Origin of the sequence: Nonomuraea typhae (assembly GCF_009760925.1) — a bacterium.
Lineage (GTDB): Bacteria > Actinomycetota > Actinomycetes > Streptosporangiales > Streptosporangiaceae > Nonomuraea > Nonomuraea typhae.
This window is the reverse complement of the sequence record NZ_VRLV01000026.1, coordinates 51771-78016: the sequence shown is the minus strand read 5'-3', so window position 1 is coordinate 78016 and position 26246 is coordinate 51771. Positions and strand designations below refer to the sequence as shown.

Annotated in this window: 21 protein-coding genes and 2 pseudogenes; 10 read left to right on the top strand and 13 right to left on the bottom strand. The window is 65.6% G+C overall.

All coding sequences use genetic code 11. From position 1 onward, the window contains the following. Positions 1-88 precede the first annotated feature (88 nt). From FVE25_RS56070 to FVE25_RS52450, 3 genes and pseudogenes are all read right to left on the bottom strand, one after another. A pseudogene (locus FVE25_RS56070) lies at positions 89-329 on the bottom strand (Tn3 family transposase); the annotation flags it as partial. Positions 330-380: 51 nt separating this feature from the next. Continuing rightward, positions 381-797, bottom strand: a complete 417-nt coding sequence (locus FVE25_RS57315) for a hypothetical protein (RefSeq protein WP_219826040.1) — start codon at positions 795-797, stop codon at positions 381-383. A 117-nt stretch (positions 798-914) separates the two neighbouring features. Next, positions 915-2213 (bottom strand): IS256 family transposase, encoded by a 1299-nt coding sequence (locus tag FVE25_RS52450; protein ID WP_157254924.1) that lies wholly within the window; start codon positions 2211-2213, stop codon positions 915-917. Positions 2214-2264: 51 nt separating this feature from the next. Here FVE25_RS52450 and FVE25_RS52445 point away from each other — a divergent pair, with 51 nt between their 5' ends. Further along, positions 2265-3290, top strand: a complete 1026-nt coding sequence (locus tag FVE25_RS52445; protein WP_157254923.1) for a hypothetical protein — start codon at positions 2265-2267, stop codon at positions 3288-3290. 989 nt (positions 3291-4279) lie between these two features. Here the strand turns inward: FVE25_RS52445 and FVE25_RS52440 are convergent. The 4 genes from FVE25_RS52440 to FVE25_RS52425 all read right to left on the bottom strand — a co-directional run bounded on the left by FVE25_RS52440 (position 4280) and on the right by FVE25_RS52425 (position 12693). After that, on the bottom strand, positions 4280-7462 hold the full coding sequence (locus tag FVE25_RS52440; protein ID WP_157254922.1) for a type I restriction endonuclease subunit R: 3183 nt from the start codon (positions 7460-7462) through the stop codon (positions 4280-4282). 305 nt (positions 7463-7767) lie between these two features. Next, entirely contained in the window at positions 7768-8958 is a 1191-nt protein-coding gene (locus FVE25_RS52435) for a restriction endonuclease subunit S (protein ID WP_181019993.1), read from the bottom strand. Positions 8959-8971: 13 nt separating this feature from the next. Further along, entirely contained in the window at positions 8972-10606 is a 1635-nt protein-coding gene (locus FVE25_RS52430) for a class I SAM-dependent DNA methyltransferase (RefSeq protein WP_157254920.1), read from the bottom strand. A gap of 11 nt (positions 10607-10617) precedes the next feature. Continuing rightward, positions 10618-12693 carry a DNA methyltransferase family protein gene (locus FVE25_RS52425; RefSeq protein WP_157254919.1) on the bottom strand — a complete coding sequence of 692 codons (2076 nt, stop codon included), beginning with the start codon at positions 12691-12693 and terminating at the stop codon, positions 10618-10620. A 185-nt stretch (positions 12694-12878) separates the two neighbouring features. Here FVE25_RS52425 and FVE25_RS52420 point away from each other — a divergent pair, with 185 nt between their 5' ends. Beyond that, the gene (locus FVE25_RS52420) at positions 12879-14558 is read left to right on the top strand and encodes a DUF6119 family protein (RefSeq protein WP_157254918.1); all 1680 of its coding nucleotides are present in this window, start codon (positions 12879-12881) and stop codon (positions 14556-14558) included. A 147-nt stretch (positions 14559-14705) separates the two neighbouring features. Further along, on the top strand, positions 14706-14834 hold the full coding sequence (locus tag FVE25_RS56765) for a hypothetical protein (protein ID WP_281367996.1): 129 nt from the start codon (positions 14706-14708) through the stop codon (positions 14832-14834). Positions 14835-14964: 130 nt separating this feature from the next. Here FVE25_RS56765 and FVE25_RS52410 read toward each other — a convergent pair whose 3' ends face one another. From FVE25_RS52410 to FVE25_RS52390, 5 genes are all read right to left on the bottom strand, one after another. Continuing rightward, positions 14965-15732 carry a WbqC family protein gene (locus tag FVE25_RS52410; RefSeq protein WP_157254917.1) on the bottom strand — a complete coding sequence of 256 codons (768 nt, stop codon included), beginning with the start codon at positions 15730-15732 and terminating at the stop codon, positions 14965-14967. Next, positions 15698-16375, bottom strand: a complete 678-nt coding sequence (locus FVE25_RS52405) for a YdcF family protein (RefSeq protein WP_246268829.1) — start codon at positions 16373-16375, stop codon at positions 15698-15700. The genes FVE25_RS52410 and FVE25_RS52405 overlap by 35 nt, the downstream gene beginning before the upstream one ends. Continuing rightward, entirely contained in the window at positions 16372-17487 is a 1116-nt protein-coding gene (locus tag FVE25_RS52400) for a hypothetical protein (protein WP_157254915.1), read from the bottom strand. Before FVE25_RS52400 ends, FVE25_RS52405 begins: the two co-directional genes overlap by 4 nt. Positions 17488-18036: 549 nt before the next feature. Next, the gene (locus tag FVE25_RS52395; RefSeq protein WP_219826039.1) at positions 18037-18936 is read right to left on the bottom strand and encodes a phosphotransferase family protein; all 900 of its coding nucleotides are present in this window, start codon (positions 18934-18936) and stop codon (positions 18037-18039) included. Then, positions 18933-20258 (bottom strand): NsdA family TPR-like regulatory protein, encoded by a 1326-nt coding sequence (locus FVE25_RS52390; protein WP_157254914.1) that lies wholly within the window; start codon positions 20256-20258, stop codon positions 18933-18935. Before FVE25_RS52390 ends, FVE25_RS52395 begins: the two co-directional genes overlap by 4 nt. Positions 20259-20479: 221 nt before the next feature. Here FVE25_RS52390 and FVE25_RS52385 point away from each other — a divergent pair, with 221 nt between their 5' ends. From FVE25_RS52385 to FVE25_RS52370, 4 genes are all read left to right on the top strand, one after another. Next, positions 20480-21277 carry an SAM-dependent methyltransferase gene (locus FVE25_RS52385; protein WP_157254913.1) on the top strand — a complete coding sequence of 266 codons (798 nt, stop codon included), beginning with the start codon at positions 20480-20482 and terminating at the stop codon, positions 21275-21277. Positions 21278-21296: 19 nt separating this feature from the next. Further along, positions 21297-21566, top strand: coding sequence for a hypothetical protein (locus FVE25_RS52380; RefSeq protein ID WP_219826038.1), 270 nt, complete (start codon positions 21297-21299; stop codon positions 21564-21566). Next, positions 21566-21892, top strand: a complete 327-nt coding sequence (locus FVE25_RS52375) for a hypothetical protein (protein ID WP_157254911.1) — start codon at positions 21566-21568, stop codon at positions 21890-21892. Before FVE25_RS52380 ends, FVE25_RS52375 begins: the two co-directional genes overlap by 1 nt. 756 nt (positions 21893-22648) lie before the next feature. Then, positions 22649-22864, top strand: coding sequence for a hypothetical protein (locus tag FVE25_RS52370; RefSeq protein WP_157254910.1), 216 nt, complete (start codon positions 22649-22651; stop codon positions 22862-22864). 130 nt (positions 22865-22994) lie between these two features. Here the strand turns inward: FVE25_RS52370 and FVE25_RS52365 are convergent, their stop codons facing one another. Further along, entirely contained in the window at positions 22995-23759 is a 765-nt protein-coding gene (locus FVE25_RS52365; protein WP_157254909.1) for a GntR family transcriptional regulator, read from the bottom strand. A gap of 391 nt (positions 23760-24150) precedes the next feature. Here FVE25_RS52365 and fxlA point away from each other — a divergent pair, with 391 nt between their 5' ends. The 3 genes and pseudogenes from fxlA (at position 24151) to FVE25_RS54795 (ending at position 26134) form a co-directional block, all read left to right on the top strand. Next, positions 24151-24285, top strand: coding sequence for an FxLD family lanthipeptide (gene fxlA, locus FVE25_RS52360; RefSeq protein WP_219826037.1), 135 nt, complete (start codon positions 24151-24153; stop codon positions 24283-24285). Beyond that, positions 24236-25932 (top strand): annotated as a pseudogene (locus FVE25_RS57310) (lantibiotic dehydratase family protein). The gene fxlA and the pseudogene FVE25_RS57310 overlap by 50 nt, the downstream one beginning before the upstream one ends. Next, positions 25919-26134, top strand: coding sequence for a hypothetical protein (locus tag FVE25_RS54795; RefSeq protein WP_219826036.1), 216 nt, complete (start codon positions 25919-25921; stop codon positions 26132-26134). Before FVE25_RS57310 ends, FVE25_RS54795 begins: the two are co-directional and overlap by 14 nt. Positions 26135-26246: the final 112 nt, after the last annotated feature.

Below are 26246 nucleotides of genomic sequence, written 5' to 3'. Positions count from 1 at the left end.
GGCAGATACGGCTCAATCAACGCCCACTCGGCATCGGTCACATCGAAGCGCGCCACATCCGAGTTCTACCAGCCACGTCCAGGCCGCCACCGGACCTCCCTAGATCCGAACTCCGAACAGCTCCTAGCCGATGCCGCGGCTCCTGCACGGTGAGCTGCTTGTTCAGTCTGCGCCGGTAGGTGTCGTCGATCGGTCCACAATCGACAGCAGGCGCAGGGCCTTGTCGATCCGCCCGTACTCGGCGAACGCCTGCCCAGCGGGTTGGGGCGACCGTTACGGACGAACATGCGCAGCAGGTCATGGGCGCGCACCTGGTTGGTCACCAGGGACTCTGAAGATTGCTGGTCCACGTCGGTCAGCGTCAGGGGCGTGTTCGAGTCTTATCGGCCGAGTCCGGGGGTCGAGGTGTAGAACTGGGCCGCCCACTTCCGGTAGGGCCTGATGGGGCCGTCACCTCGTGCGAGCCGTGGTGGGGATGTGTACCTCTTGCGCGCGAAGACGGGGACGTCCTGTCCCACTTCGAGCGCAAGCAACAGCCGGAGATTCAGCGGGACCATCGCACGGCAGAGTGCCTTGGCCAGTGGCCTGGGAAGGGAGCTCACCGTGCCGTTCGCGGGGGCGGGTGTCACAGCCACACCGACGGTGAAGTGGACCTCCCACGGCTCTACCGGCCGGGCCGAGGCGACCACGTCCAGCTGCAGACCCGCGCGTGGCGCGCAGAGCCGACCGTGCATGAGGCCGAGTCCGTACAAGGTGAAGGTCGCTTCGAGCCGCACGGGCCCGAAGGGCGGCAGCATCCTCTTGATCTCAATCGAGGTCGTGTACCGGTGCTCGTCGATGGTGGGTGAGCGCAGTATGCGGGCGTCGCTGTAGGGGAGTGTTGAGTTAAGGGTGGGACAGGTGGTGGTTGCTTTCTAGTGACGTGGCTGGGTGAGGCGGCCGTCGAAGGCCAGGTCGAAGGCGCCGAGGGCGGCTTTCCACCTCTTTGTCCAGCGGGCCTGGCCGGCGCCGGTGGGGTCGAGGCTCATGACCGCCATGTAGACGCATTTCAGGGCGGCCTGCTCGTTGGGGAAGTGTCCGCGGGCGCGGACGGCGCGGCGGATGCGGGCGTTGACCGACTCGATCGCGTTCGTCGTGCAGACGATCTTGCGGATCTCGACGTCGAAGGACAAGAACGGCACGAATTCCGCCCACGTGTTGTCCCAGAGGCGGACGATCGCCGGATATCGGGCGCCCCAGGTATCGGCGACCTCGACCCACCGCTCGAGCGCGGCTGCCTCGGTCGGCGCGGTATAGACGGATTTGAGGGCGTCGGCGAGCTGCTGCCAATGCTGCCGCGGAACGTAACGGAACGTGTTCCTGAGCAGGTGAACGATGCACGTCTGGGTCACAGCGAGTGGCCAGACCTGTCCGGTCGACTCGGGCAGGCCCTTGAGTCCGTCGCAGACGACCATGAGCGCGTCCTTCAGGCCACGATTCTTGAGCTCGGTGAGGACGTGCGCCCAGAACTTGGCACCCTCGCCGCCGTCGCCGACCCATAGGCCCAGGATGTCGCGGCAGCCCTCGGCGGTGACGCCGATGACCATGTAGATGGGACGGTTCGCGACCTTCCCATCGCGAATCATCACGTGGATGGCATCCACGAACAAGATCGCGTAGACGGGGTCGAGAGGCCGGTTCTGCCATTCGGCCATTGCGTCGACGACTCGGTCAGTGATCTCGGTGATGGTCGCTTTGGAGACTTCCGCGCCGTAGATCTCGGCGAGGTGGGCGGAGATCTCACCGTGGGTGAGGCCCTTGGCGGACAAGGACAGCACCATCTCATCGACGCCGCCCATCCGCCGCTGCCGCTTGCGGACGATCTGCGGGTCGAAGGAGGCGTTCCGGTCGCGCGGCACGTCGATCTCGACTGGCCCGACGTCGGTGATGAGGGTCTTGGGCCGGCTGCCGTTGCGGTGGTTGACCAGCTCACCTTCGGCTGTCTGCTCGCCATGCTCCCGGCCGGGGTGGGTGTCCATCTCGCCCTGCAGCGCGGCCTCCAGGATGAGCTTCAACAGCCCACCCACCAGGCCGTCCCGGCCGACCAGCTCACGCCCGTCCGCCTGCGCCCGGGCCACCAGCCGACCGACCAGGGCCCTCTCCTCCGACTGCTCATCACGCCGCGAACCGGACAGACCGGCCTCCAAGTACTCGGGGGGTTCCTGCACACTCATGGTGTCTCCTCAGATTCTCTGAGTCACACCCTTCGCTGAACACTCCCGCAGGTGGCCGCTGAACGCCTTGCGCGGGATCTTGTCGCCGAGGGGTTCGCGGGGCAACCGCAGGGCACTGTCCTGGAGTGGTCCGGCTATGGCACAGCTGTGAGGGCGGCTATTGCCGCCGAGCTGACTTCGTCCGGGCGCACCGAGGAACTTACCGAGCTGGCCTATTTTGTGTATCAGCGCTGGCGCGCCGAGTACATCCTCCAGATCGTCAATTCAGGAAAGTTCTCGGACCTCAGAATGTACCTCGTGAACGCTGGCCGGGATGTACGAGAAGGCGTCACAGCCTATCTTGAAGCCGCAGGTGACGATAAAACGCTTCGGTGGTTCGCGATCGACGGCGATCTTCATCCTCGCCGTTGGATGGCTCGCCTCAGCCGCCTCCGCGGATCGACCTCTCTCATCCAGGACGACGCAGAACTAGCCTTGCATATCGACCACGAGATCCTCCGGCATCTAAGGTCGCTTCCCGAGCGCAAGAAAGACTTCTTGATGGATCTACAAACCTATGCGCATCGCAAGACGGATGAACCTATCCAGCGTCAGGCCGTCGAGATTCTGCGAGGGCTAGACGACGAGGACCGTAAATGGTTCGCCATCGAGCGCGAGTCGCTCATGCGGCTTAAGCTGGTCAACCATGCCGAGGCACATAATGACGCCAATCTTCTTCGGTTCCTAACCAACGAATGGCAGAGTTGGCTGCTCCGAAATGCGCTAGCCGAGCGATTCATCGAATGGATTCGTTCCGGCGATCCACGAAGCGTTATACATCTCCTAGAGTTCTTTTACGAGGCGGACGGCGAACTGTACCGCAACTACGGGGTGACTCCCCAACGAATGCGTCGTCCAGACAAATCCGCCCTATGCCAGCGCCCCAGCCTACTACGCCGCTCTGCGCATCGGCCCGTCGCCGAGACGCAGCCCACTAGACCGGGACTCCGAGGGCAAGCAACAGAAGTCACCGGAAGACCGGGTCATAGATCTCATCGAACCAGGACCCATTTCCGAGGCCATCAGCGCCATATTTGAGGGTCGCGGACCGCTGGGCTCGAAGATCGCCCGGATATTAGAGGAAAACCCCATAGGTGTCTGGCGCGCCTTCCGGCTGGCGAAGAGGGAGGCAAGGAGCGGCAACCGAGAGCCACTGAAGGTCCTTCAACGATACCTTCCGGATAACTACAATCCGCCTCAAGCAGAAGAAGAACGAGCGCTTGATGACGGCCTGGCCCAAGCGCTCGCCGAGAGGGGCGACATTCCAAGACTCATCCAATTGGCCAGGGAAGGAAACCTCGGGGCACGCGATGATCTCAGACACCTTCTTCCGGAGACACAGCTTGTCGACTGTATGGCCGAATGGGCTCGGGATGACGATTCTTGGGCCTATGCGCTGACTGATTACTACGCGGCAAACGATATGCTTCCGGAGCTTCAGCGATGGGCCAAGCAGGACGGTATTGATAGTATCCCACACCAGGCAATGGTTCAGTTATTGCTCAGACAAGGAAATATTGAAGAGCTTTGTCGCATCGCAGTCGCCGGCGAGGGTTTTCTCGCCCCGCCTACTTGCTTGCGGGCGGGGATTTCCGCCAGTATCTGGTCGACCATTTGATCGAGTCTGATCCTTCATCGGATCGCCCTGAAGTCGGCAACAAGATCATGCCTGGTCTAGTAACTGACAGAATAGATCTGATTCTGTGCTACGGTCTAAATCCCGATGGGTCGATTGCGGAACCATGGTTTTAGCCTTCGGGGCTGTTGGGGCATCCGGGTGTGAGGAGGCGGCCGACGCGGATGACGGGCCAGGCGATCCGAGACATCCTCGGCACGCGGTTCACAGAAGCGGACGTGGTCCTGCAGCCGACCCACGACGTCCGGTGTCAGGGATCAAACCCGTACACCACACCCTTGGACGTGAACGAGCATTGGACGCGCCAATGTGTACCGCTCCGGGATCGGGGGGCTCTAATGTGCCCCGCGATCGATGGAGCCGGGGTGGTTCAAGGTACGCGTCACGGCTGTCATGGTGCGCCTGGCGCCCAGTCAGCGGCGAAGGTCTCCATCTGCTTGATGACGAGTTCGACGGCGGCGCGTTCCTCCTCCGGGGGGTAGTCGAAGCGCGCCAGGAGTCGGCGTACGCGGGTACGGAGCTTTGCGCGGACAGGCTCGCGGGAGAGCCAGTCGACGCTGAGGTTTGCGCGAATGTCGGTCACCAGGGCGCGGGCGATCTCGGCGAGGATGTCCTCGCCCATGAGCGCTTTGGCGATGCCGTGGCTGGCGACGGCGTCGTAGAAGGCGAGTTCGGCGACGTTGAGCGGCGGGTCGAAGCGTTCACCTCGGCGGGCGTCAGCGGCCACATCCTTGGCCATGGCGACCAGTTCGGCGATTAGTTCGGCGCTGGTGAGTTGAGCCCGGATGTAGCGGTTCATCAGGTCTTCGAGGCGCTCGGTGAATTTCTCACGCTGAATGATGTTACGCCGGGTCACCTCGCGCATCTTCTGCTCGATGAGTCGGCGCAGCGCTTCGGCCGCTAGGTGCGGGGTCTCGGAGTGCTGGAGCCTGCGCAGGTGTTCGTCGTTGAGCTGGGTGATGTCCAGGTGCCCGATGCCGGCCTCGGCGTAAAGGTCGGTGATCTCGTTGGCATCGATCACGGAGGCCGCGAGTTGGGAGAGGTAGATGCTGACCTCGGCGGCCAGCGGCTTGCCGCTGGCTTCGCGGTCGGCGGCGTCTAGCTTCACGATCCATGCGCGGACCTCGACGAAGAAGGCGATGTCGCGGCGGAGCGCCTCGAGGTTGTCGAAGCGCTCGGCTATGCCGCGGCTCATGGCGCACAGCCGGTAGAAGCGCTCCAGCCGGGTGGCGCGCTCTTTGAAACGCTCCGACAAGCTCTTGCGGTCGGGTTCAACCTGATTACCCGGGGTGCGAGGGTCGCGCAGGTAGTTCGCGACGCGCCGTAGCGCCCGAAGACGGGGCTGAGAGACGGACGTGTCAGCCAGGAGCCGTCGCCAGTCCACGCCGGACAGTAGGTCGCAGATGATGGAGTGCTCGTTGCCGACCTCGGTGATGGCCCGTTCGATGTCCCGGCCGAGGGTCTGGTCTTCCTGGTCGCTGGGGCTGTACTTCTCCAGGGCCTTCTTGAGGTTGTCGGTGAGTGGCGCGTAGCCGACGAGCAGGCCGTCCTGCTTGCCGCGGAAGCGGCGGTTGACCCGGGCCAGAGCTTGCATGAGGTTCGCGTCGCGCATCGGCCGGTCCATGTAGAGGGTGTGGATCGGCGGTGCGTCGTAGCCGGTGAGCAGCATCGAGTGGACGATCAGCAGCTCAAGCTCGTCATCGATGTTCTTCGCCCGTGCCTGGACAACCTTGTGCTGGGAGGGGCGCAGCCAGTGTGGCCTGAAGCGCTCCGGATCGGCGGGATCGGAGTGGAAGACAATCTTTAGCTTCCCCCTGTCCACGGCCTCGTCCACCCATCCGGGGCGCAGTTCCTTGATCGCGTCGAAGAGTCGGACACAGACCTCACGGCTGATGCAGACGATCATCGCCTTCCCCGGGCCGCCCAACTGGGGCCGCATAAGTTCGGAACGTTTCTCCCAGTGCTCCACCAGGTCTGCGGCGAGTGTCGTGATGCGGTCAGGTGCGCCATAGACGTTGGTCATCTGAGCCGCGTACTGCATGGCCCGGCGACGCTCAGCATCGTCCATGCCGTCGGTCAGCGCGTCGGCCTGCTGGTCGATCGTCTCCGGGTCCACGCCGGGTGGCAGGGAGACCCAGATGAGCCGGGGTTCGTGGTAGACCCGGACGGTCGCCCCGTCGTCCACGGCTCGTTTGAGGTCGTAGATGTCGATGTAGTCGCCGAATACTTCACGCGTGTTGACCTCAGCCGTCGAGATCGGCGTCCCGGTAAAGGCGATCAAGGTCGCGTGCGGCAGGGCGTCGCGCAGGTGCCGGGCGTAGCCGTCGAGGCTGTCGTAATGACTGCGGTGCGCCTCGTCAACCATGACAATGATGTTGCGCCGGTCGGACAGCCGCGGGTGGTCCAGGCCGGACTCTCGTTCTTCCTTGGTACGGCCGAACTTCTGCAGAGTGGTGAAGATGATCCCGCCGGTCCGGCGGCGGGAGAGTTCGTCCCGCAACTCCTCGCGGGTCTGAACCTGGACGGGCGCTTGACCGAGGAGCGCCACGCTGTCCTGAAAGGTGCCGAAGAGTTGGTCATCCAGGTCGGTCCGGTCCGTGATGACGACGATGGTCGGATTGTTGAGCGCGGGCTGCCGCGAGGCCATCGCTGCCGTGCACACCATCTCCTCGGACTTGCCTGATCCCTGCGTATGCCAGACCACCCCAGCCTGACCGTTGCTCCTGGATGCTTCGACAATGGCGGTCACCGCCTTGGTCACCGCGTGGTATTGGTGCGGCTTGGCGATACGCTTGCCCGCGGGAGTGAAGTTGACGAAGTGCGCCGTTATGAAGAGGAACCGGGAGAGGAGGAAGAGGCCATGCAGGGCAAGGACGAGCGCTTCCTCGCCGTCGTGGTCGGGTGCGTTGGTGTCTACCCGCTGGCCGTGGTCGTCTAGATTCCATGGCGCGAAGTGCTCGTACGGAGTGAACGGCGTGCCGTACTTGGCGGTCACACCGTCAGAGATCAGGCAGAGAACGTTGTAGCGGAACGCGATCGGGAACTCATGAATGTAGGTCTGGAGTTGGGCGTGCGCGTCCTTGAGTGTGGCGTGCTCGTCGGCAGCGCTCTTCAGCTCGATCACGGCCAGCGGTAAGCCGTTGACGTAGAGGACGACGTCGAACCGGCGCTCGTAGTCCCCGTCGATGACTGTGACCTGGTTGATCGCATGGTAGGTGTTCGCGTTCGGATTGCGCAGGTCGATCAGGCGGACGGTTGGGCTGATCTCCGCTCCGAACTCGTCCGTAAAGGTAAGCCGAATGCCGGAGGTGACGTATTCGTGGGCGAGTCTGTTCTCAGGCAACGCCTCTCGGGATTTGGGCGTAACCGCGATCGTCAGAGCTTCGTGTACGGCAGGCGGCGGCAGTTCCGGGTTAAGCTGCTCGATCGCGGCCCGCAGCTCGTCCCGGAGAATCAGGTCGTCCCACGAGGCCCTGCTGCCCGATCCCGGCGCGACGTCCTTACCCGCCTTCGAGGTCCAGGCCAGCTCGGCGAGCTCATCAAGGGCCAGGTGCTCCCAGGTGGCCTCGGTCATCTTGCCTCCGCTCACTCCTGATCTCCTTTTCGGTGCGGCTTGCACTCGATACTGTCCGGGTTCATCCGGAACACGTCTTCCTGATGAGCTGAGCGAAGTCCTTGGCGGCCTCCTCATCGGCGAGTAGGACTTCAGCCTCTCAACCTTGTGTTGAACGCGGCGAAACACTCGTGCGCGATGCAGATGGCCTTGTCGTGGGAGATCCTGCCCGAGTCGCGCAGGATCTCTATGTCGTACCGCCCGGAACTAAGTTTGAGCGCGTTCGTCTTCGGTTCGATAGAGGATTAGCCCTTCGTGAGGTTGGGTCATGTCGCATCCTCCACCATTCGGCCCGCGTCGCGTATGCGGAGTCTGCCAGACATGAGTTTAGGAAGAAGGGTGTCGCGCAACTGGGCTAGCGACCGGTTTTCCAGTGTCCGGTGAGTAGCGCAATCACTCAAAGACTTGAGCATCGTGGACAGCCGTTCCCAGCGCCTCGAAGCAGGAAGCTTGATGGGCCAGCGTGGAAGCTCCTTGATCGGAATCCGATCAACCGTAGCTCCATGGATGGCCCGCTTGCTGATCTCGCTTTGAAAATTATTTCCAAGATATGCTTGCAGTAGCAGTGGTCCGCTAATCTCCGTTCGACGTGAACGGATCAGTCCCATGCGCCGCCCTAGGCATGCACGAATGGTCGGTAGCATCAGGGCCGCATCTCCCAAACGTGTCTCATATGAGAACAGGACGTCCCCCGCCCGGGGTTGTACTCGCTTGGTCCACCGTGGGTAGTCTTCTTCGCCGAGATGGGCAGACTCATCCAGATCCAGCAGCCCACTTTTCAAGCTGCTGATGCTGAGAAACCAAGGTCCGTCCTCGGTCTTCTTGGGTGTGGCATGCGGCCCATCAAACACCTCGGCGATGTCGCCTAGGGTGAACTCCACGGTGGGCTCGGAGTCTTCGAAAATACTCGCGGCCAAGCGCATGGAAGTGGCAGCAACACGCGCGTTGACCGCGATCTTGTCGTCCAACGCTCCGAGCACTTCTGAGATACCTTGCTGAACGGCAATGTTGGGAAGGCTTAGCTCCAGGGACCGGATGTCTGCAAGGTTGATATAGTCAGCCATATCGGTCTTACCTTTATGGTTGACGGCCTGCCGCCAGAACTCGGTACTCCTGAACCAGTAGTAAAGATATCGGCGAACTATGACACTCTCTGAATTTAGCCGGAAGAAGCAGACTTGCGGGCTGTAGACAAATTCGGGGTGCTGGGCAGTTACGAGCGCCACGCGCCCCACAGTTCCTTTTGTGGTGAGGACAATATCGCCGGGCTGTGAGGTCTTGGTCCCCATAACGCTACGGAAGTGTTCACTCACATAGTCGGCGAACGCCGGCTCGATCCGCCCATTGAGCACCTCGGCTACGCGGAGGATTGGGATACCCGGTCTTCCATGCTCCGCGCGTTTGGTCCGGTACCCGTCACCGAGGATTAGCTCGCCGTCCTTGATGAGCTGTTCCATCGATGTCTTTCCCCTATCCATCGAGCCTCCCGAGCTCTGCGCGGACGACCTGGTCGAGACGGACTGACTCGTCGAGATGCTCGAAGAGTTCCTTGGTCAACCTTGTGATGCGTTCCTTGGCTGGTTCGGCGTCGGGGTCTTCTTCTACTTCGGCGGCGCCGACGTAGCGGCCAGGGGTGAGGATGAAGTCGTGCTCGCGGATCTCTTTCAGAGGTGCTGAGTAGCAGAAGCCGGGCACATCCTCGTACACACTGCCCTTGGCCTTGGCGGACTTGGTGCCGCGCCAGGCATGGTAAACATCCGCAACGCGAGCCAGGTCCTCGTCGGTGAAGATGCGCTCGGTCCGGTCAACCATATCGCCGATGTTGCGTGCGTCGATGAAGAGCACTTCGCCGCGCCGGTCGGTGAGGGCCTTACCGCCCTGAGGGGCCTTGTCCTTGGCGAGGAACCACAGGCAAGCCGGGATCGCAGTGGAGCGGAAGAGGTTGCCGGGCAGGGCGACCATGCATGCGACCAGGTCGGCCTCGACCATCGCGGCGCGGATCTCGCCTTCGCCGTTCTGCTTGGAGGACATCGAGCCGTTGGCCAGGACGACACCGGCGGTGCCGCGTTCGCCGAGCTTGGAGATGATGTGCTGGAGCCAGGCGTAGTTGGCGTTCTGCTGCGGCGGCGTGCCGTAAACCCAGCGTTTGTCGTCGGCCTTGCGCGCCCACTCGGACATGTTGAACGGCGGGTTGGCCATGATGAAGTCAGCTTTGAGGTCGGGCAGTTTGTCGTCGGCGAAGGTGTCGGCCCAGCGGGTTCCGATGCCCTTGGGATCGATGCCGTGGATGGCGAGGTTCATCTTCGCCAGCCGCCAGGTCCGCTCGTTGGCCTCCTGGCCGTAGATGGCGATGTCGTGGCTGTGATCGTGGCCGGCGTGGGCGACAACGAACTTGCTGGCCTGGACGAACATGCCGCCAGAGCCGCAGCACGGGTCGTACACCCGCCCTTCGTACGGCTCCAGGATCTCCACGAGGAGCCGGACGACGCTGGCGGGCGTGTAGAACTCTCCAGCGCGCTTGCCCTCGGCCCGGGCGAACCTCTCCAAAAAGTATTCGTAGACCTCGCCGAGGACGTCCCGCGCGGGTCGGTCGCCGTGGCCGGTGAAGCGGGCGTCACTGATCAGGTCGACGAGCTCCTTCAGCCGCCGCTGGTCGACGTTGTCTCGGTTGAAAATGAGCGGAAGGACGCCGGTGAGCGTCGGGTTCTCCTTCATCACGAGGCTCATGGCGTTGTCGAGGAGCGAGCCGACGCCGCCCTTCGCGCTAGCTGCGTTCTCGGAGATGTAGTCCCAGCGGGCTTCCTTAGGCACCCAGAAGACGTTCTTCTCGGTGTACTCGTCCTTGTCCTCCAGGAACGCGCCACGGCGATGCTCAGGAATCGCGGCCAGCTCGGGATCGGCGGCCAGCTCCGCCTGCCGCTCGGCGAAAGCGTCAGAGACGTACTTGAGGAAGACCAGGCCGAGGACGAACTCCTTGTACTGGGCGGCGTCCATGGAGCCGCGGAGCTTGTCGGCGGCCTTCCACAGGATGTCCTGGATCTCCTTGGTGCTGGAGATGCCGGGGAGTTCGCCCTGCCCGGCGGCTGCGCGCTTGCGTGGCGGCATCGGTCCTCTTTCTAGTGGTGGTTGTTGATGGCCAAGGTTCCGTCGGCGAAGCCCGCGACGGTCAAGCGGTGGATCTCGGCGAGTTCGTCCTGCTGGGCGCGGAGCAGGCGCTGGCGTACCTCGATCTCGGCGAGGAACGCCTCGAGACGCTCCACGTCCGAAGGGTCCAGGTCGGGGATGGTTAGGTCGTCTATCCGGGGTGCGTGGACCGCGCCGGGGCTGCGGGTGGTGTTCCTTGCCGCGGAGAGCAGGGCGGCCAGGACACGCGGGGTGAACGGGCGTTTCACGTCGCGGGTGACCCTCAACACACGCGCGGGAAACAGAGGGACTGAGAAACCGTTGTGGTCGATCGTCAGGGCGAACCGAGGTGTGGTGGTGTACACGATGTCGCCCGGTTCGGTCAGGGCCACGTGATCATAGGAAGCGACGAGGACTAAGCGGTCGATCTGGCGGCTGCCTAGCGGGCACGCGCCCGTGATCTCCTCGGGTCCCATCAGTGGATGGTGACCTTCACGCCGGGCATGCGCCGCGTTGATGCGGTGCCCCTTGACCTTCGTGACCCGCCCGCTCGCGACGAGCGCAGCGATCGTGGTGCGTGGAGGTTGAGGACCGACCCTGTGCATGACGTGACCGCGAAAGTGACCGCAAGTGTCGAGGTGCTGTAGGGAGCGTTCAATAGTGTGCTCCAGGCGGCCCTCGGCTTCGGAGATGACAGCCGGACGCTCGATCACCGTTCGCGAGAAAACCTGGGACAGTGGCGGACCAGGAGGGGTGAGCGGACCGCCGAAGTCGGCGTCGATCGTCGCGATGGGAACGGCCAGTCCGTAACGCGGATCGTGCCCATCTGCCCGGTGGCCTTCGGCGCGCCACAGGAGGATGTCCTCAGCAAGCTGAGCCCGCACTCGCTGAGTGAGGGCCTCTGCGCTGATATCACAGACCAGAACGCGTCCCCGCGCCGCTTCGATGGGATCACGTGTCATCACCCACAGCGCGGCCCGGTAGCCGGGACGGTGGGGGATCACGCCGCCCGGAAGCGCGATGGCAGCCTCAACGATCCCGCTGCGAATGAGCGCTGAACGGAAACGGGCTTCCTCGATGGCGCGCAGTCGGTCGATGAGCGCGTCAGCGGGGCCGACGACCACGGCGGTGCGTCCAGGGCCGAGCAGATCGCTGACCCGTTCAAGTTCCTCCAGCGCGGTGAGAGCGGAGCGGGCCTCGCCGGGCCGGTAGGGGAGCTGGGTCACGATGAGATCGGCGTCGCCCATCGCCTCCAGCACATCAGTCCCGGTCTGCACGTCGAGTGCATAATCCTCCACACCGGCCAGGAGCAGTCGCCGCCGGGTCAGACGCGCAAGCCAGCCATCAGGCTCCGCGGCGAGTGCCTTCACTTCGGCCGGCTGGTCTGTGCGCATGATCAAAGCACTCAGGAGATCGCCTGCTCCGGCGTTGAGTTCGGCGACTGTGACCGGGCTCGTCCGCGCCAGGCGGGAAGGGAGGTCGGCTAGGTCGGTGACCAGATTCAGGAGCTCTGTCACGGGCAGTGCCACGGTGAGATCCGTCAAGCCGATCCGCGTCCGGGCGGCCAACAGCCACTCGTATGCTCGTCCCGGGCTGTAGGCGGCCTCCGTCAGGTCCTCGGCGAGGTGAGCCAACGCCAACGCGGAGGGCGCTGCCGCGCGCAGTTCGCCCAGCACGAACTCATCCTCAGCGTCCAGCCGTCCAGCCAGGCGCAGCAACTCTGCCCAGTTCGGCGGGAGCTGTCGGCCGGCAAGGTGGCGCAGACAGAGCAGGCTCCCGGTGATCTCGATGAGCGGGCGCGGGCCGTACTCGGCAGCGAAGGCCGTGATGCTGTGAAGAGCCAGTTCTTGACGCAGACGGTCGGCGGAGGCATTGCCCAGCTCTCGATCCGTCAGCCAGCGCACCACGTCTGCTCCTCGGAACAGTGGCCTGCTGCCGTCCCGCCCGACAGATGCCGGGAAGTCCGAGTAGCGACGCCGCCAGGTGCTGACGACCGGCCTCTTCACCTGAGCCAGTTCGGCGAATTCCGCCATCGAGAGCAACGGTGAGCCCTCGCGTGAAATCGTCATTCAGCAGCTCCTTCCGAGGCCCAGAGCTTACGCGAAGATGGCTCCGCCAGTATGGAGATATTGATAACCCCTGCTATCGGTTTGTGATTGTTTGTTTCGAGACGCCGGGTCGTTGTCGGATCGCACGCTTGCCCCGTCAGTCCATTGCGTCCATGGGGGACGCATCCGCGAGAAGGACAACGGCAATGAGATCCATCACCACTCAGCGCACCCTGTACCGGCTCATGAACGTGGGCCCCACCGTCGAGGACATGCTCGATGTCCTCGACGTTGACCAGCTCACGGCGATCGACGCCACCCTTGATGATCTGACGGACGACCTCGGCGTCCCCGCCATCGTGATTGATGGCGAGTTCGTCAAGTCCGAGGCGGGCTGGTATGCCAACCTGCGGCGTACCACCCGTCGCCAGTTCTCCCGTAGGAGCGTCAATCCGGCGTCGCTGCTGATGTTCGCCGTGGGCGACGAGGTGTACGCCATCGGCTTCGGCCAGGGGCACCGGCTCATTCCCGATCGACTCAAGGACAAGCGGTTTGGGCTGCGCTTCGCCAGCCGCAAAATCGACTCCCAGGAGGTCAACGACCTGGTCCGGCAGACGCCGGGTAGCGGGAAGACCGAGATCACTCTGGTCCCCGGCGGAGCCTCGGTCCAGACATTCGGGATTGAGGAGTACGCCCAGATCATCCGAACCATCGGCGGTCGGCTCGATGGGGTGAAGCTGACCGTCTCATCAGGGAGCCGTGCCCGGGTCTCCAGCGCCCAGGGCGGGGTGGGGCTCAGACTGCACCTCGGTGTCGAAGGCGCCAACCTGATCTCCGACGTGCGCGAGATCTCACGCGTGTGCCGGGAGGAGTCACCGCGGCCTGACCTGGAGTTCGTCGAGTACGTCACACAGATCACCGATCCGGACCTCGTCACCCGGCTGGAGCAGGCACTCGACGTTATCCTCGGCGGCCTCGACGAAGGGCGCGTCGCGGGCGCTGTGCCTGCGGGCCGATGGGACGACTACCTGGCGGCACGCGCCTTCCAGTTCCGAGTTAAGGGAACGAGCGGGCCGGTCAGGGACCAGTTCGACCTGACCTACCTGCTCGACCGCGTTCGCGTCCAACGCGACGGTACACGGGTCGAGGCGCTGCGCAAGGGCAAGGTGATCCTCTACGAGGACGCCCGTGCCCGTGGCGACGATGAGCTCTGGATGTGTAACGCGCTGCGCTGGGTGGAGGCCGACGTGGTTCTCGATGAACGGCGCTTCTTCCTGCTCGACGAGGAGTGGTATGAAGTCGGGCCGGCCTACCTCGCCACAGTCCGTGCCCAGGTGGAGAGGCTGATCGTCTCGCCTGCTACCAACGATCTGCCTGCCTGGGACCTCGGCCACGACGAGCACCGCTTCTGCGAGGACATCGAAGACAAAGGCCGCGGCTACCTCTGTATGGACAAGAAGCTCGTCAGGACCAGCCTGCACCGGGGAAACGGCGTGGAGATCTGCGACGTGCTCTACCCCGACGGCACGCTGATGATGGCCAAACGCGCGTACCGCGCGGGCGCGCTGAGCCATTTGCTCAAGCAGGTCGTCGTCGCAGTCCAGGCGCTCCAGCACGACCCGGAGGCGCTGGCCGGGTTCCGGAAGAAGGTGGCGCAGGCGCCGGGCGGGTGGGCTCTGCCCGACAACTACCAGCCCAAGAAGGTCGTGCTGGCGATCATGTTGAAGGACGGCACGGAGCTGACGGCTGACACGCTGTTCCCCTTCGCGCAGGTGGCGCTCCTGCACACCGCCAAGGTCCTGCAAAGCTGGGGCGTGTCGATACAGGTCGTTGGCGTTCATGGCCGTCCGTGCACATGCGAGCCGAGGAGCAGTCGAGCCGCCTGACCGAGGCGTTGAGGCGGGTGGGCTCGCTCACCCGCCACGGTGTTACAAAACAAGCCCGACGGCACCGTGTACCGCGTCAAAATGTAGCCACGATGGCTCTGGCCTGTGGTTTGACGAGGTCCATTCCTACAGACAAGATCGCGCCTCGTGTTTGTTCGCCTGCTGTATCTGATCATGCTCCGGGTGTTCGGCTGGCTGATGTTGCTGGGCCGCGGCCAGGCGTCGAAGGAAGCCGAAATCAGGGTGTTGCGTCATGAGGTGGCGGTGCTGCGGTGACAGGTCGGACGGCCGAAGCCGGACTGGGTCGATCGGGCCGTTCTCGCAGCACTGGCCCGGTGGTAGCGGGCACTATCGCCGACCCAGCCGACTGAAGCCTCTCGACCTGCACCCTGCCCGTAGGCAAGGGTCATACCTGGACCACCGACCGGGTCTGATGGCGAAGCTCTGCGGCCAGCAGTTCTGGCCCCAGCATCATGAGCGCGTTCAACGCGGTAACCCGCCGCGATTGCCCCCACAGCCCGCTCACGCCGCCCAGCTGGAACGGCACCACGCAAATGCCATGCTCCTGAAACGGGACCACGTCGAGGTATTTCATCCCGCCCGTACCGCACAGATAGGTGCGGCCACCCGAGATGGCCGTGAGATCAGCGAGCCGCGTGGAGCGGCCAGGCCGTGACGGCAGGCTGCTGCTGGCTACCGCTCTCCCCGGCCAGCCCAGCATGTGGAGCAGCAGAAGCGTCGAGGCGGTGGTCACCTCGGCGACCGACCCGGTGTCGTCAAAAAGATCGAGGATGGCCTGGAGACGGTTGCGAAGGTCTGGCCAGTGCGGGCTGGCCTTGTAGTGCTCGGGCAGCATGTGCGCGAGGCGACGCCGGCATCGGTCGGGCTCGGCCAGGGTGGCGTCACGGATCAAGGTGGCTCGCCCTCCCGGCAGGTGGGTGGCCAGCGTGAGCCACCTCTGCCGGGTGCCGTCGTCGAGGGCGGCCAGGCGGGTCCGGTGTTGGTAGTCGCGGCTGTTGAACTGGACGTCGTCCAGGACGATCCACCGGTCGGCCGCATACAGCTTGGCCAGTGTGGACAGCCGTGGGAACAGGTTCGGCTGGTGAATGGCCACGACGAGCCCGCCCGCCGTCAGCAGCTCAAGAGGTAATGAGGCGGCTGTCGTACCCGGCATGGATGAGAGCCTCATAGGCGTCAAGCACCTCTTCCGGAACGTCCTGCTCGATGGCGTATCCCTGCTTGGGGTAGTCGATGACGCGCTGGAGGTCGCCGACGAGCATGTCCAGCACCAGCCGGACATCGCCGATGGACTTGAAGTAGGCGTCGAACTCCAGCGGCTCCGACGCGCACACCACCTCGGCCTCGGGCCATACCTTGCGGGCGGTGGCGTAGCTGCGGCGCTCCATGTACGGCTTGGAGATCAGCATCACGGTTGCCGGGGTGAGCCCGGCTTCGGCCAGCACGCGCCGCGAGTAGGTGATGTTCTGGCCGGTGTTGCCCGCCTCCGGCTCCAGAAGCACCGCAGCTTCAGGCATGCCCCGCTCGATCGCTCGCTCCCGGAAGTGGACGGCCTCGCCGCGCGGGAACACGGCCCTCGTGGTGGGGCTGTTGCCGCCGGAGAACACCAGGACCGGGAACATGCCGGCCTGGTAGAGGTCGATGGCGGTGTCGGCGACACCGAGGTCGTGGGAGCCGAGACCGATGGCGGCATCACACGGGCGCACCTGGTGGCGCATTTGGTGGTAGTCCCAGATGAGCAGGGCCTGCCCGCGGATCTCGTCGCTGATCGTCTCGCTCGTCGTGATGTTGCTGGTCACGAATTCTCCCTGGTCACCGTCTCCGCGGGCCGGTCCGGCTCGCGGCATGTCCGCCGGATGCCCTCGATGGCGCGCAGCTGATGGGTCAGGCCCACCCGGGCGGCCAACTGCGCCGCCCCGTCGAGGGTTCGCACCCCATCATCTACGGTGGCGGGGTCCGACAGCAGGATGTGACCATGCGCGGTGTCCAACCGGACCTTCTGCAGCGGTGAGTCGGCCGACCCGGTCGAGCGGGCGATGTCGATCAACCGAAGAGCAGAAGCGAGGTCACCGGCGCCGCGGCGGGCGAGCGCCAGCTTCTGGTGGCCGACCGCCCAGTCGTCGGGCTCGTTCTGCGCCTCGAAGTCGCGGACGGCGACGGCCATGACGCGGGCGGCGTAGTCGTGCTCGCCGTCCTTGCTGAGGGCGGTGCCGACCCACAGGCGGGCGCGGGAGCGGTCGCGCAGGGAGAGGCGGTCATCGACGGCAAGGCTCTCGTAGGCGTGGGCGGCCTGGCCGAGGTTGCCAGACATCTCCGTGACCACCGCCAGCGAGAGGTCGAGCTGGGCGACGCGGCGGGGGATGTCGAGCTGGGCGAAGATCGAGCGGGCGTCTCTATAGTCGCGCCGGGCCGACATCGGGCCCAGTAGCGCGCCCTGGTCGCGGCGTAGGTCGCCGAGCAATGCCGTGGTGCGGCCGTACAGGTAGAGGCCGCGGTCGTCGAGGTCGCGCGAGGGCCAACGGTGCTGCCATCGGGTCAGCAACTGATCAGCGAACGCGAAGGACTGCCTGTTGAGCGCCACGATGACGCGGGCCAGGTCATCGTCCCAGGTTTCGTACTCCCATAGGCGCGGGCCGCTCGTCGTGACGCGCGGCCCGAGGTTGGCCGCTTGGGCGAGCTCCGACAGGAGCGTCTCGAACCGCAGGTGAACAGTGGCGTCGGCGCGAGACAGTGCAACATCGAGGATGGCTTGGGTGTCTGGGCGGGGGATGGTCTTGGTGCCAAGCTGCTGCCACGTGGTCACCGTGCGGACGGCCACGCCGAGGTACTCGGCGTAGGTGCGAACGCTCATACGCAGGGCTCTGCCGAGCGCGTACGCCTCAAGGCCGGTCCACTGATGAACGGTCGCCACGCTTCGCCCTCCCTCTGTCACTGATCGAAACACACGTGGCCGACGTGGTGGTACGCAACTGCCACGGAACTGCCACAACGCTTCATTCCCAGCATCCGGCCGCGCGGGGACGCTGAAGAGCGTGAGAAAGCCGCGCCCTTCGGAGCAGAGGAAACCGCTCGCGGTCGAGTCCCTCGCAGAGCAGCGTCTCGTGCCCCGCCCATCCGTCTACGGCTACATCCAGACGGCGGGGATCTCCCCAGCACGATGCGCTGCTCTGACTTCTGCGATCGCCACGTTCTGTGAACTGCGCGAACTTCAGCTCGTGGGCATGTTCACCGATCGGGTTGGTGCTGAGCAGTCCGCCGCCTTCGTTGGTTTGCTCGATGTGCTCGCCCTCCCCGCCACCTATGGCTTGGTGGTGCCGACGCTGAACCATCTAGGACCTCGCCCAGGTCTGGTAGCCGCGCGCGAGGGAGGTCCAGGCAATCGGGGCGCGGCTCCTCACCATCCGCGCCACATGGGTAGTGCGTTGCTCGCCGCAAGACCGATTGCCGGTGGATGACAGGTCTACGGGACGGCTACCCACACCCACGGGCGGGGACCACGCTGGCCGCGCAGGCAGGCGAGCCGATGCATGATTTCCGGATGCCGGTCGGGGTTCTCTCCGGCGACTTGGGCGGCCATACAGGTCATGCGGAACTCGCGGATGTCGCGCAGGGTCTCGAACCCGGCCCACGCGGTGACGTCGTGCCCGTAGGAGGCGCAGAACTCCCGGTAGTCCTCGATGCTGATGCCGGCGAGGGTGTGGGCTTTGACCGCGGTGGAGGTCAGGTCCCATTCGGGTGGGCCGATCGAGCAGCGTTCCAGGTCGAGCAGGATCACACGGCCGTCGCTGGTGCCGACCACGTTACCGATCCACGCGTCGCCGTGCACGACGGCGTTCGGAAGCCCGGATGGGAGAGTCGCCCAGCGGCTGCGCAGCTCGCTGAGCCGCTCGCGCATCCACGCCCGATCCTGCTCCGAGAGCGTGGCCGCCTGGTCGATGCGCTCAGCCAGGCGGACGAACGGGTCGAGGCGGCCGATGTCGAAGCTTGTGGGGATGGGCAGGTCATGGAGTCGGCGCAGCGCGGCGGCGACTTGCAGGGCGGTGCCGTTCCGGTGTGGCGGCAACTCCAGCCACCAGCTCACCGCGCGCCCTTCCATCTCGACGGGCTGATCAACCTTGGGCAGGGCCTGGACGGCGGGCACGTGGTGGGCTTCGAGCCAGCGGGCGACCTGGACCTCGCGGGCGGCTGCCGCGGCCTGCCCGGCGCGGGCGATGCGGGCGATGATGCCGCCGGGCAGCCGGTACAGGGCGTTCTCCCCGAACCGCATCAGCTCGGCGCCTTCGGCGTCGATGCCTGCTGTACGGCACGCGGCCGCCAGGACTGCGCGGGCCTGCGCCTCGGCGTGCGGAGCGAGGGTCACGTGCAGGTCACCGTCCGGATCTGGTGCCGAAGCTCGGCCACTGGCGTCAACCGCTCATGCGGAACGGCCAGGCGGCTCAGCTGGCTCATGGTGTCTCGGGTTCGGCAGGAGCGGACCCGGCCCGCGTCGATCGTCGCGCGTAGGCCGATCTCGGCTGCCTCCTGTGGGTCTCCAGTCGCCATGATCAAGGAGGCGAGCTTGATACCGCTGGTCGCGCGGGAGCGAACGTACTGGGCGCTATGTCCGGCGACAGCAGAGGACAGCCGATGACTGGCCTCGGCCGTGTAGCGGCGGTCCACCAGGAGGGCCAGGTCGTACAGGGCGTGCCCGGTGTCGCCTGCGTGCTGGGCGGCGTCGTAGTAGCGCATCCACGGCGCCTCATCGGCTGGGCGGATGCGGGTGAACTGGTCATCGGCACGACCGATGGATTCCAGCGTCTCTTCCAGCATGCCGAGCTTGGCGGTAGCGCGGGCACGCGCCGTGTACAGCATGGCCCGTTCGGCAGGGGTGAGCCGGTCGGCTCGTACCAGGGCGAGCTCGACGAGAGTCAGCCCGTGGTCGGCGTCCTCACACCAGATAGCTTGCCGCGCCATCAGCGAAAGGATCTTGGCCCGCAGGTGCCAGTCTTGGGCTTCCTCCGCGCAGAACAACGCGAAGGAGAACATGTCCCGGGCGTCGTCGTGGGCGAAGGCGTCGAACGCCATCGCGGCACCGGTATGAGCCAGCCAGCCGACCGCCGTATACAGCTCGCCGTGCAGGGGTCGTGGACAGGAGGCGTGCTTGAGCAGGGAGATCGAGTACCGCAACTGGGCGTAGAGGGCTTCGCGGATCAGGCTGCCGCCGTAGGTGTGATCCCAAGCGGAGAAGACGCCAGCCAGGACGCGCAGCTCGTGAATGTCCGTCGGCCGCACCGTCGTCGGCACCTCGACCTGCTGGCTGAGCTGAGCAAGCTCGGTCATCGGAAGGGAGACGGCGGCGCCGAGCGCGGTCCGGAAGAACGCCTTGCGGTTCACATCCCCCTCCTCCCGTACAGCGGCTGCGCTCGTGCTTCGTACCGGGCGCCGGAAACCAAGGTCGGCGTCGGTGTCGGCATGCAGGATCGCCCGCAGCGCCTCCCGATAGTCTGCCTGCGGCCAACCGACGACGCCGCGTTCGAGTTTGCCGATGTAGTTCGCGGTCAGGCAGCTCATCCGCCGGTAGCGCTGGTAGATCCAGGCGTTGACGAGGTCAGCCAGTTCCTGGTGGCTGGTGGGCTGGCCGGGTGCGGCCGTGGAGTCAAGTCTCACCCGTGCCGTTCGGAGCGCCTGGTTCGCGCCGGGCATGAGCTGCTCCTCCCGCAGAGTGGCATGCAGCCGCATCGTCGCACAGACCGGCCAGGCGACGCCCGCCTATCTGCCCCTCATCTGCCCCTTGACTGCCCCGCCTATCTGGCGTTCCCGCCGTATGCGGGCGGGCTGAAGGTGGAGGGTGCTCGCCCACACCTGGACACCAACTCCTTCAGCGAAGGAACCCCCGGATGACCGAGAATCAAGCCTCCGCAGGGATGACTCCTCTCGCGAAGCAACCCAGCATCGCGCGCACCTACGACGGCTTCCTGAAGGGGAAGGAGCACTACCTCGACGAGGACGCCGTGGTGGACGAGCTTCTCGGCATCCTCCCTCAGCTTCAAAAGGCCGCGCTGGCCAACGCGGCCTTCGTCCCTCGCGCCATCCACGCCGCCAGCGAGCATGGCGTTCGCCAGTTCCTCAACCTCGGGTGCGGGCTGCCCTCAACTACGGGGTCGACCACCTTGGAGATCGCTCGCCAGGTCCAGGATGACCCGCGCGTGGTCTACGTCGATAACGACCGCCAGGTCGCCGTGCACGGCCGCGCACTGCTGGAGGCCGAGGACAGCGCGATCATGGTGGAGGCCGACGTTCGCGACTCCGACGTCGTTCTAGCTGAGGCGTCCAGGCTGGTGGACTTCGACCTGCCGGTGGCGGTCATCGCGGCGGCGATCGCCCACTTCTGGACTGATCAGGACGACCCGGGCGCGGTCCTGCGCCGCTATGTCGACCGCTGCTCGGCCGGAGGGTTTGTGATCTTCACGCATGCGCGCGGCGATTTACTGCCCCGCGACTTGCTGGGGGAGGGGGTCGCGGCCTACGCCAAGATCGCGGCCATCTACCCGCGCAGTATCGAGGCGATTGCTGGCTTCTTGGACGGGTTCGAGCTGCTGGAGCCCGGCCTGGTCGAAGCCTCCCAGTGGCGACCGCGGCATGAGCTCAAGGACGAAGTAGGACCGGCGCACTGCCTGGCCGCCGTGGCCAGGTTCGGCCCCGCTCCGGCAGAGGGCAGGTGAGGGCATGGCCACACCATGGATGGACGATGACGACCTGGACGACGAGCCCGTAGTGCACGTCGAGTGGACCGAGGTGAACCCTGCACGGTTCGATCGCTCCCCCCGCGTCGTCAAGAACAGGCGAATCGATGGCGTCCTGTACGAGCTGTGTGCCCGCGCCGGCCTCCACTGGGTGCGCCGTTTCATGAGGGGCGACGCCGGTGAGGTCGCCATCTTCGACGGCCCGATGGGCAGCGAGAAGGATGCCGAGGAGCTGTGGCAGAAGATCATGTCCAGAGAGGCGGCCTGATGTCCGGCCTGTACGTCTCATTTCCCGATGAGCTGTCCCCCGTCGACAGGGTCGCCCATCAGCTCCATACCGAGCTCTACACCGCGCACAGACTCGTCTCCAGGGTGCACATCATGGGGGACGTGGCGGTCCTGCTCGTCGAGGGGATGCTGGTCGTCTATGGACACAGCTCGCTGTGGCATTGGTGGAGCGGTGAGATAGAGCAGAACGGGCGATGGATGTACCACACCGCCCCGATCGCCAACGCGGGCGCCTCGGCCCGATTAATCACCGCCCGCTTCACCGAACTCATCGCCGCCCAGCCTCACGAGGTGGGACGGCGATGAAGACGCACGGCTGCCTGGTCTCCGCAGCCCACCCCGTTGCGGTACGAGTCGACCCGCCCCCGGGGTCGACTCCCGGGCAGCCGTCGCCACCTCCCCCAGTCGCACCCTCCGATTCACAGGCAGGCCCCATGAACGCGATCATGCTCCTGGCCTCCCAAGGCCTCCCGCCACGCATCGCGCCCGACTGCCCGCCCCTTGGCGTCCAGCCGCTGGCGCGACCGTCTGCGGCTGAAGGTCAGGAGCGCCAGCCTTCCACGGCCCTCGCCCGCCGGGGCTACCCGCCACCCCCACCAAGCTCTCCAACGTCACAGTCGCCAGCAATCGAGTGGAAGGTTCTGCCCGCGCCCGACGCGTCTTGGCGAACAGACAGTCAGGTGCTTGAGCTGGTCTTCGACGTCGTTGCGGACCGAGGGCCCGAGGAGTCTGCGCGGGTAGCGCTCACCTCGCTCGGAGAACAGTTCGTCCGCGATCTGGCAGCCCAAGGGCGGGAAGTGGCAGAGCCAGCGCGCTTGGACGTCCGCTACTTCCGCAGGTCAGCCGGGCAGTGGGAGTCGTGTCGGCCAGAGGAGGCCAGTCGGGGCACCGCGTGCATTCGGGTGCGGACCAGGCTCGTGGGTCACGAGCCGCAGCCCAGCCTCGGAAGCCGGGCCATCCACCTATGAGAGGAGCGAGAGTGATGGAGCAGGCATGGAGGAGCTCCCATCGGGGCCGGGACGCCCCAGCTGCCTCGCCGGCGGGACGTGCCGGTATCCGGCTATGGATCCTCGCTTAGCCCTCGTCCTGGCCATCGCCCTGCCGCTCGGGTTCCTGCTGGGTGTGGCCTTCGGTGACCGCAAGCGCGCCATGGCCGACCTGAAGCGGACGGCGGACGCGCTGCCGGTCCTGGAAGCCTTACTGAAGTCGCACAAGCGCAGGTTCTTCATCCTGGTGGTGGCCATCCTGCTCCTGGTCTGGGTGCTGCTTCATGTGTAGCGGCACATGCCTGTGATGGCCAGAACCTATGCCGAGGCGCCTCGTGGGCGTGGCGGCGCTCCCGCACCAGGTGGATGCCGATGGCAAAGGAGGTTCGATGTTCGTATGGGGCTGGATCGACCACGACAACTCATCGAGGGTCGACCGGGTAGCGGTAGCGCAGCCGCCATTGGTGGGTCGGCAGGACGTAGATGTTGACCTTCACCGCGCGATCGTCCTCAGTAGACCCGATGTGGAAGACCTCGTACACCCGCTGGTCGGGTGTCATCCGAAGGAACCGCGCTTCCTCGGACGTGGGCGGCCGGACGTCGATGTCCTCTTGGATGTCGGCCTGCGCGTGGCCGAGTTCGGCCAGGCGGCTGCTGATCCCGCCCACGCCTGGGTCACGTTCGGCCATCGGGGTGCCGTCCGCGATCGAGCATGGGAGGTATGTGGTGACGATCTGGATTGGCCAGTCCTCGGCGTACATGCGCCGGGCCCGGATGATGACGCTGTCGCTGTCGGGGTCGACGCCGAGCACCTGGGCGACGGCGGCGGGTGGGCGGCCGGGTCCGATGGTGGTCTGGTTGTCCATGGTGTAGCCGAGCTGTTCGAGTTCGCTGGCAAACGCCCCCCGTACGCCGTCGCGTTCGCGGTGCGCACGGCTGTGCCGTACCGCGGCGTCGCGCAGCAGAGGTGGCAGCTTATGGACGTAGGTCCCTACCCCCATGTGCACGTAGAGCAGTCCCTCCGCCTTGAGGATCTTCAACGCTTTGTTGATCGTGGCCCGGTGAACGCCGAGGTCGGTGGCCAGAACGTCTTCATTGGGCAACAGCGAGCCGCGCGGGTAAAGGCCGTCGTGGATGGATTGGCGGATGGTGTCGGCCACCTGGCGGTAGCTGGCTGTGCTCGTCACACCCTCACCCTACCGATAGTACGTACTACTTACTCATTGACCTCTCCCGGTCAGGCAACTATGAAGTATGTGGTACATATTCAGGTTTGGCGGCTCCACTGCTTCTCGGAACATCGCTCACGCTGCCGGGGCCGCCGAAGCGAAACCCGCACCAGCAAGCCCAACACCAGGCCAGCGGACATGAGCGCACGATCGTCGAGCACAGCGCCACCGAGCCGTCGCATCGGCGAGCTGGTACCGCCCGGTGGACGCCGGCTCCTGCTCTCAGCCGCAGCCAGAAGGGAGCTCAACAAGCCCCCGCCGTAGGCCCACCCCGAACCAAAGGACCTTGGGTGGCAAGACGACTCCGGCGCTCCACCGCGCCGGCCATCCCCACTGAGTGGAGGACCTTGTGACCACCCTGATCAACGATCCGTTCCGGCTGAACGTCGAGCTTCTGGACTTCGCCGACCCCGAGGGCAACGTCAGTCCGACGGATGACGGTTGCACCAGCACCTGTGGTGCGTGCGTCACCGGCGCGGCATAGGCATCAACCCTCATACCCCCATCCCCTGAGCAGACGGAGGCACCAGGTGAGTCGGAAAGAGTCTTCCCCCACCGGGTACAGGGCGGCGCGCACTGTCATGCTGCGCGCCGCCTGCCTCCAGGTGGCGGCACCCGCCGGGCCAGAGCCTGATGTGGAGGGCGAGGTCACCGCCGAGGCGTTGGCCGGGTGGGTACAGTGGCTGCGCGCTGTCTGGACGGCGGCCGAGGTGGAGGAGGCGTTGGAGCACGCCACCCCTGCCCTGGCCGATCAGGTGTGGGCGCTTCTCGCCGACCCAGCACCACCAGCGCCGAAGGTGCGGCGTGCGGTGCTGTCGACGGCCCGCTATTTCAGACGGATGCGCCGACCGACGCCGTTGGGGTTGCTGGCCGGGGTCAGCACAGCGACGTTCGGCCAGCGGTTGAGCTTGCGCTGGGGAGAGCATCACGAGCCGGTGGTGCGCGCGAACGCCGAGTGGCTCTCCCAGGTGACCGCGAGACTGGAGGCCCTGCCGGGCGTGGTGGCTCGCCTGGAGGTGGTGGCGAATTCCAGTGTGACGGTCCGCGGTGGCCGTTTGATCGTCCCTAACCGAAGCGCGGGAGGTCCGTCAGGACCAGTCGCCGAGGCGTGCCTGGACTACCCGGTAGGCATGCAGGCGGCGATGGAGGCGGCCCGTTGCCCGGTCCGGATGAGAATCTGGCCGCCAAGCTCCACACCCGCTTCCCGGGCGCCGACGCGAGCCACATCGCGGCGATGCTGAACGGGCTAGTCGCCCATGGAGCGCTGATCACCTGCCTGCACGCACCAGGCACCACTCCCGACGCGTTCGTGCACCTGCTCACCGAGCTCCACCGGGCGGGTGCTGGCACTGTGGTTGAGGTAGCCGGTCTCATCGAGGAACTCGGCCGCATCCATGACTTGCTCGCTCCGCACAACCAGCAGCATTCGGGCCCGAGACGTGAGAGTGAAAGCGAGGCAAGGGCGCGGCGTTGCGAAGCCTCCAAGCGGATGCGTTCCCTCTCCTGCGGGCTGCGCAGGCACCCGTTGGCGATCGACAGCCGCTTGGACGTCGACGCCGTCCTGCCGGCCGAGGTCGCCGCAGAGGTCGGACGCGCCGCTGAGGTGCTGACACGGCTCTCCGCCTTCCCCGTTGGGGTCGCCGTTTGGCGCGACTACCATCAGCGCTTCTACGAGCGGTACGGGATCGGCTCGCTCGTCCCGGTCCTGGAGATGGTCTCCGGCGCCGGGATCGGCTGGCCGGACGGCTATCCCGGCACCCTCACTCCCGAGCCCTTGCCCGTGCTGTCGGAGCGCGAACACCTGCTGCTGGGCCTGGCCCAGCAAGCGGCGCTGGACGGCCTGGAAGAAATCGCCCTCGACGAGACGCTGATCACCGCCCTGGAAGGCGACGAGGCTCTGCGCCGGCCGCCGCATCTGGAGGTCGGCATCCGGGTGCACTCTGCGTCTGCCGACAATCCTGTCCGGGCAGGTCATGGCCTCGCGGAGCCCGCAGATGGCATGGACGGTCTCTACCCGTCCGTGGAGGAGCACCGGTGCGGCATGATGATCGTTTGTGCTTCCTCGTCTGGCCTATCTGGCCGTCACGAACGCCTTCGCCGCCTTGCGGTTACTGCCGATGAGCGATCGTGACAAGGATGTCGAGATTCTCGCTCTGCGTCACCAGGTCATGATCCTGCAACGACAGCTCGGCACCGATGTACGGGTGAGATTCACCTCCGAAGACCGCCTCTTCCTGGCGGCACTTCTGACCTCGCTTCCCGCGCAGTCTTGTGTCGACTCCGGCTTGTCGTCCGCCCGGACACCATCCTGCGCTGGCACCGCGAAATCGTGAAACGGCAGCATGCCCGGACCCTGCCGGCCGAAGCGGCGAGGGCGCCCGTCCACGGTCCGCTCCATCCGCGCCCTCGTCCTGCGTCTCGTCCGGGAGAACCCGGCCTGGGGAT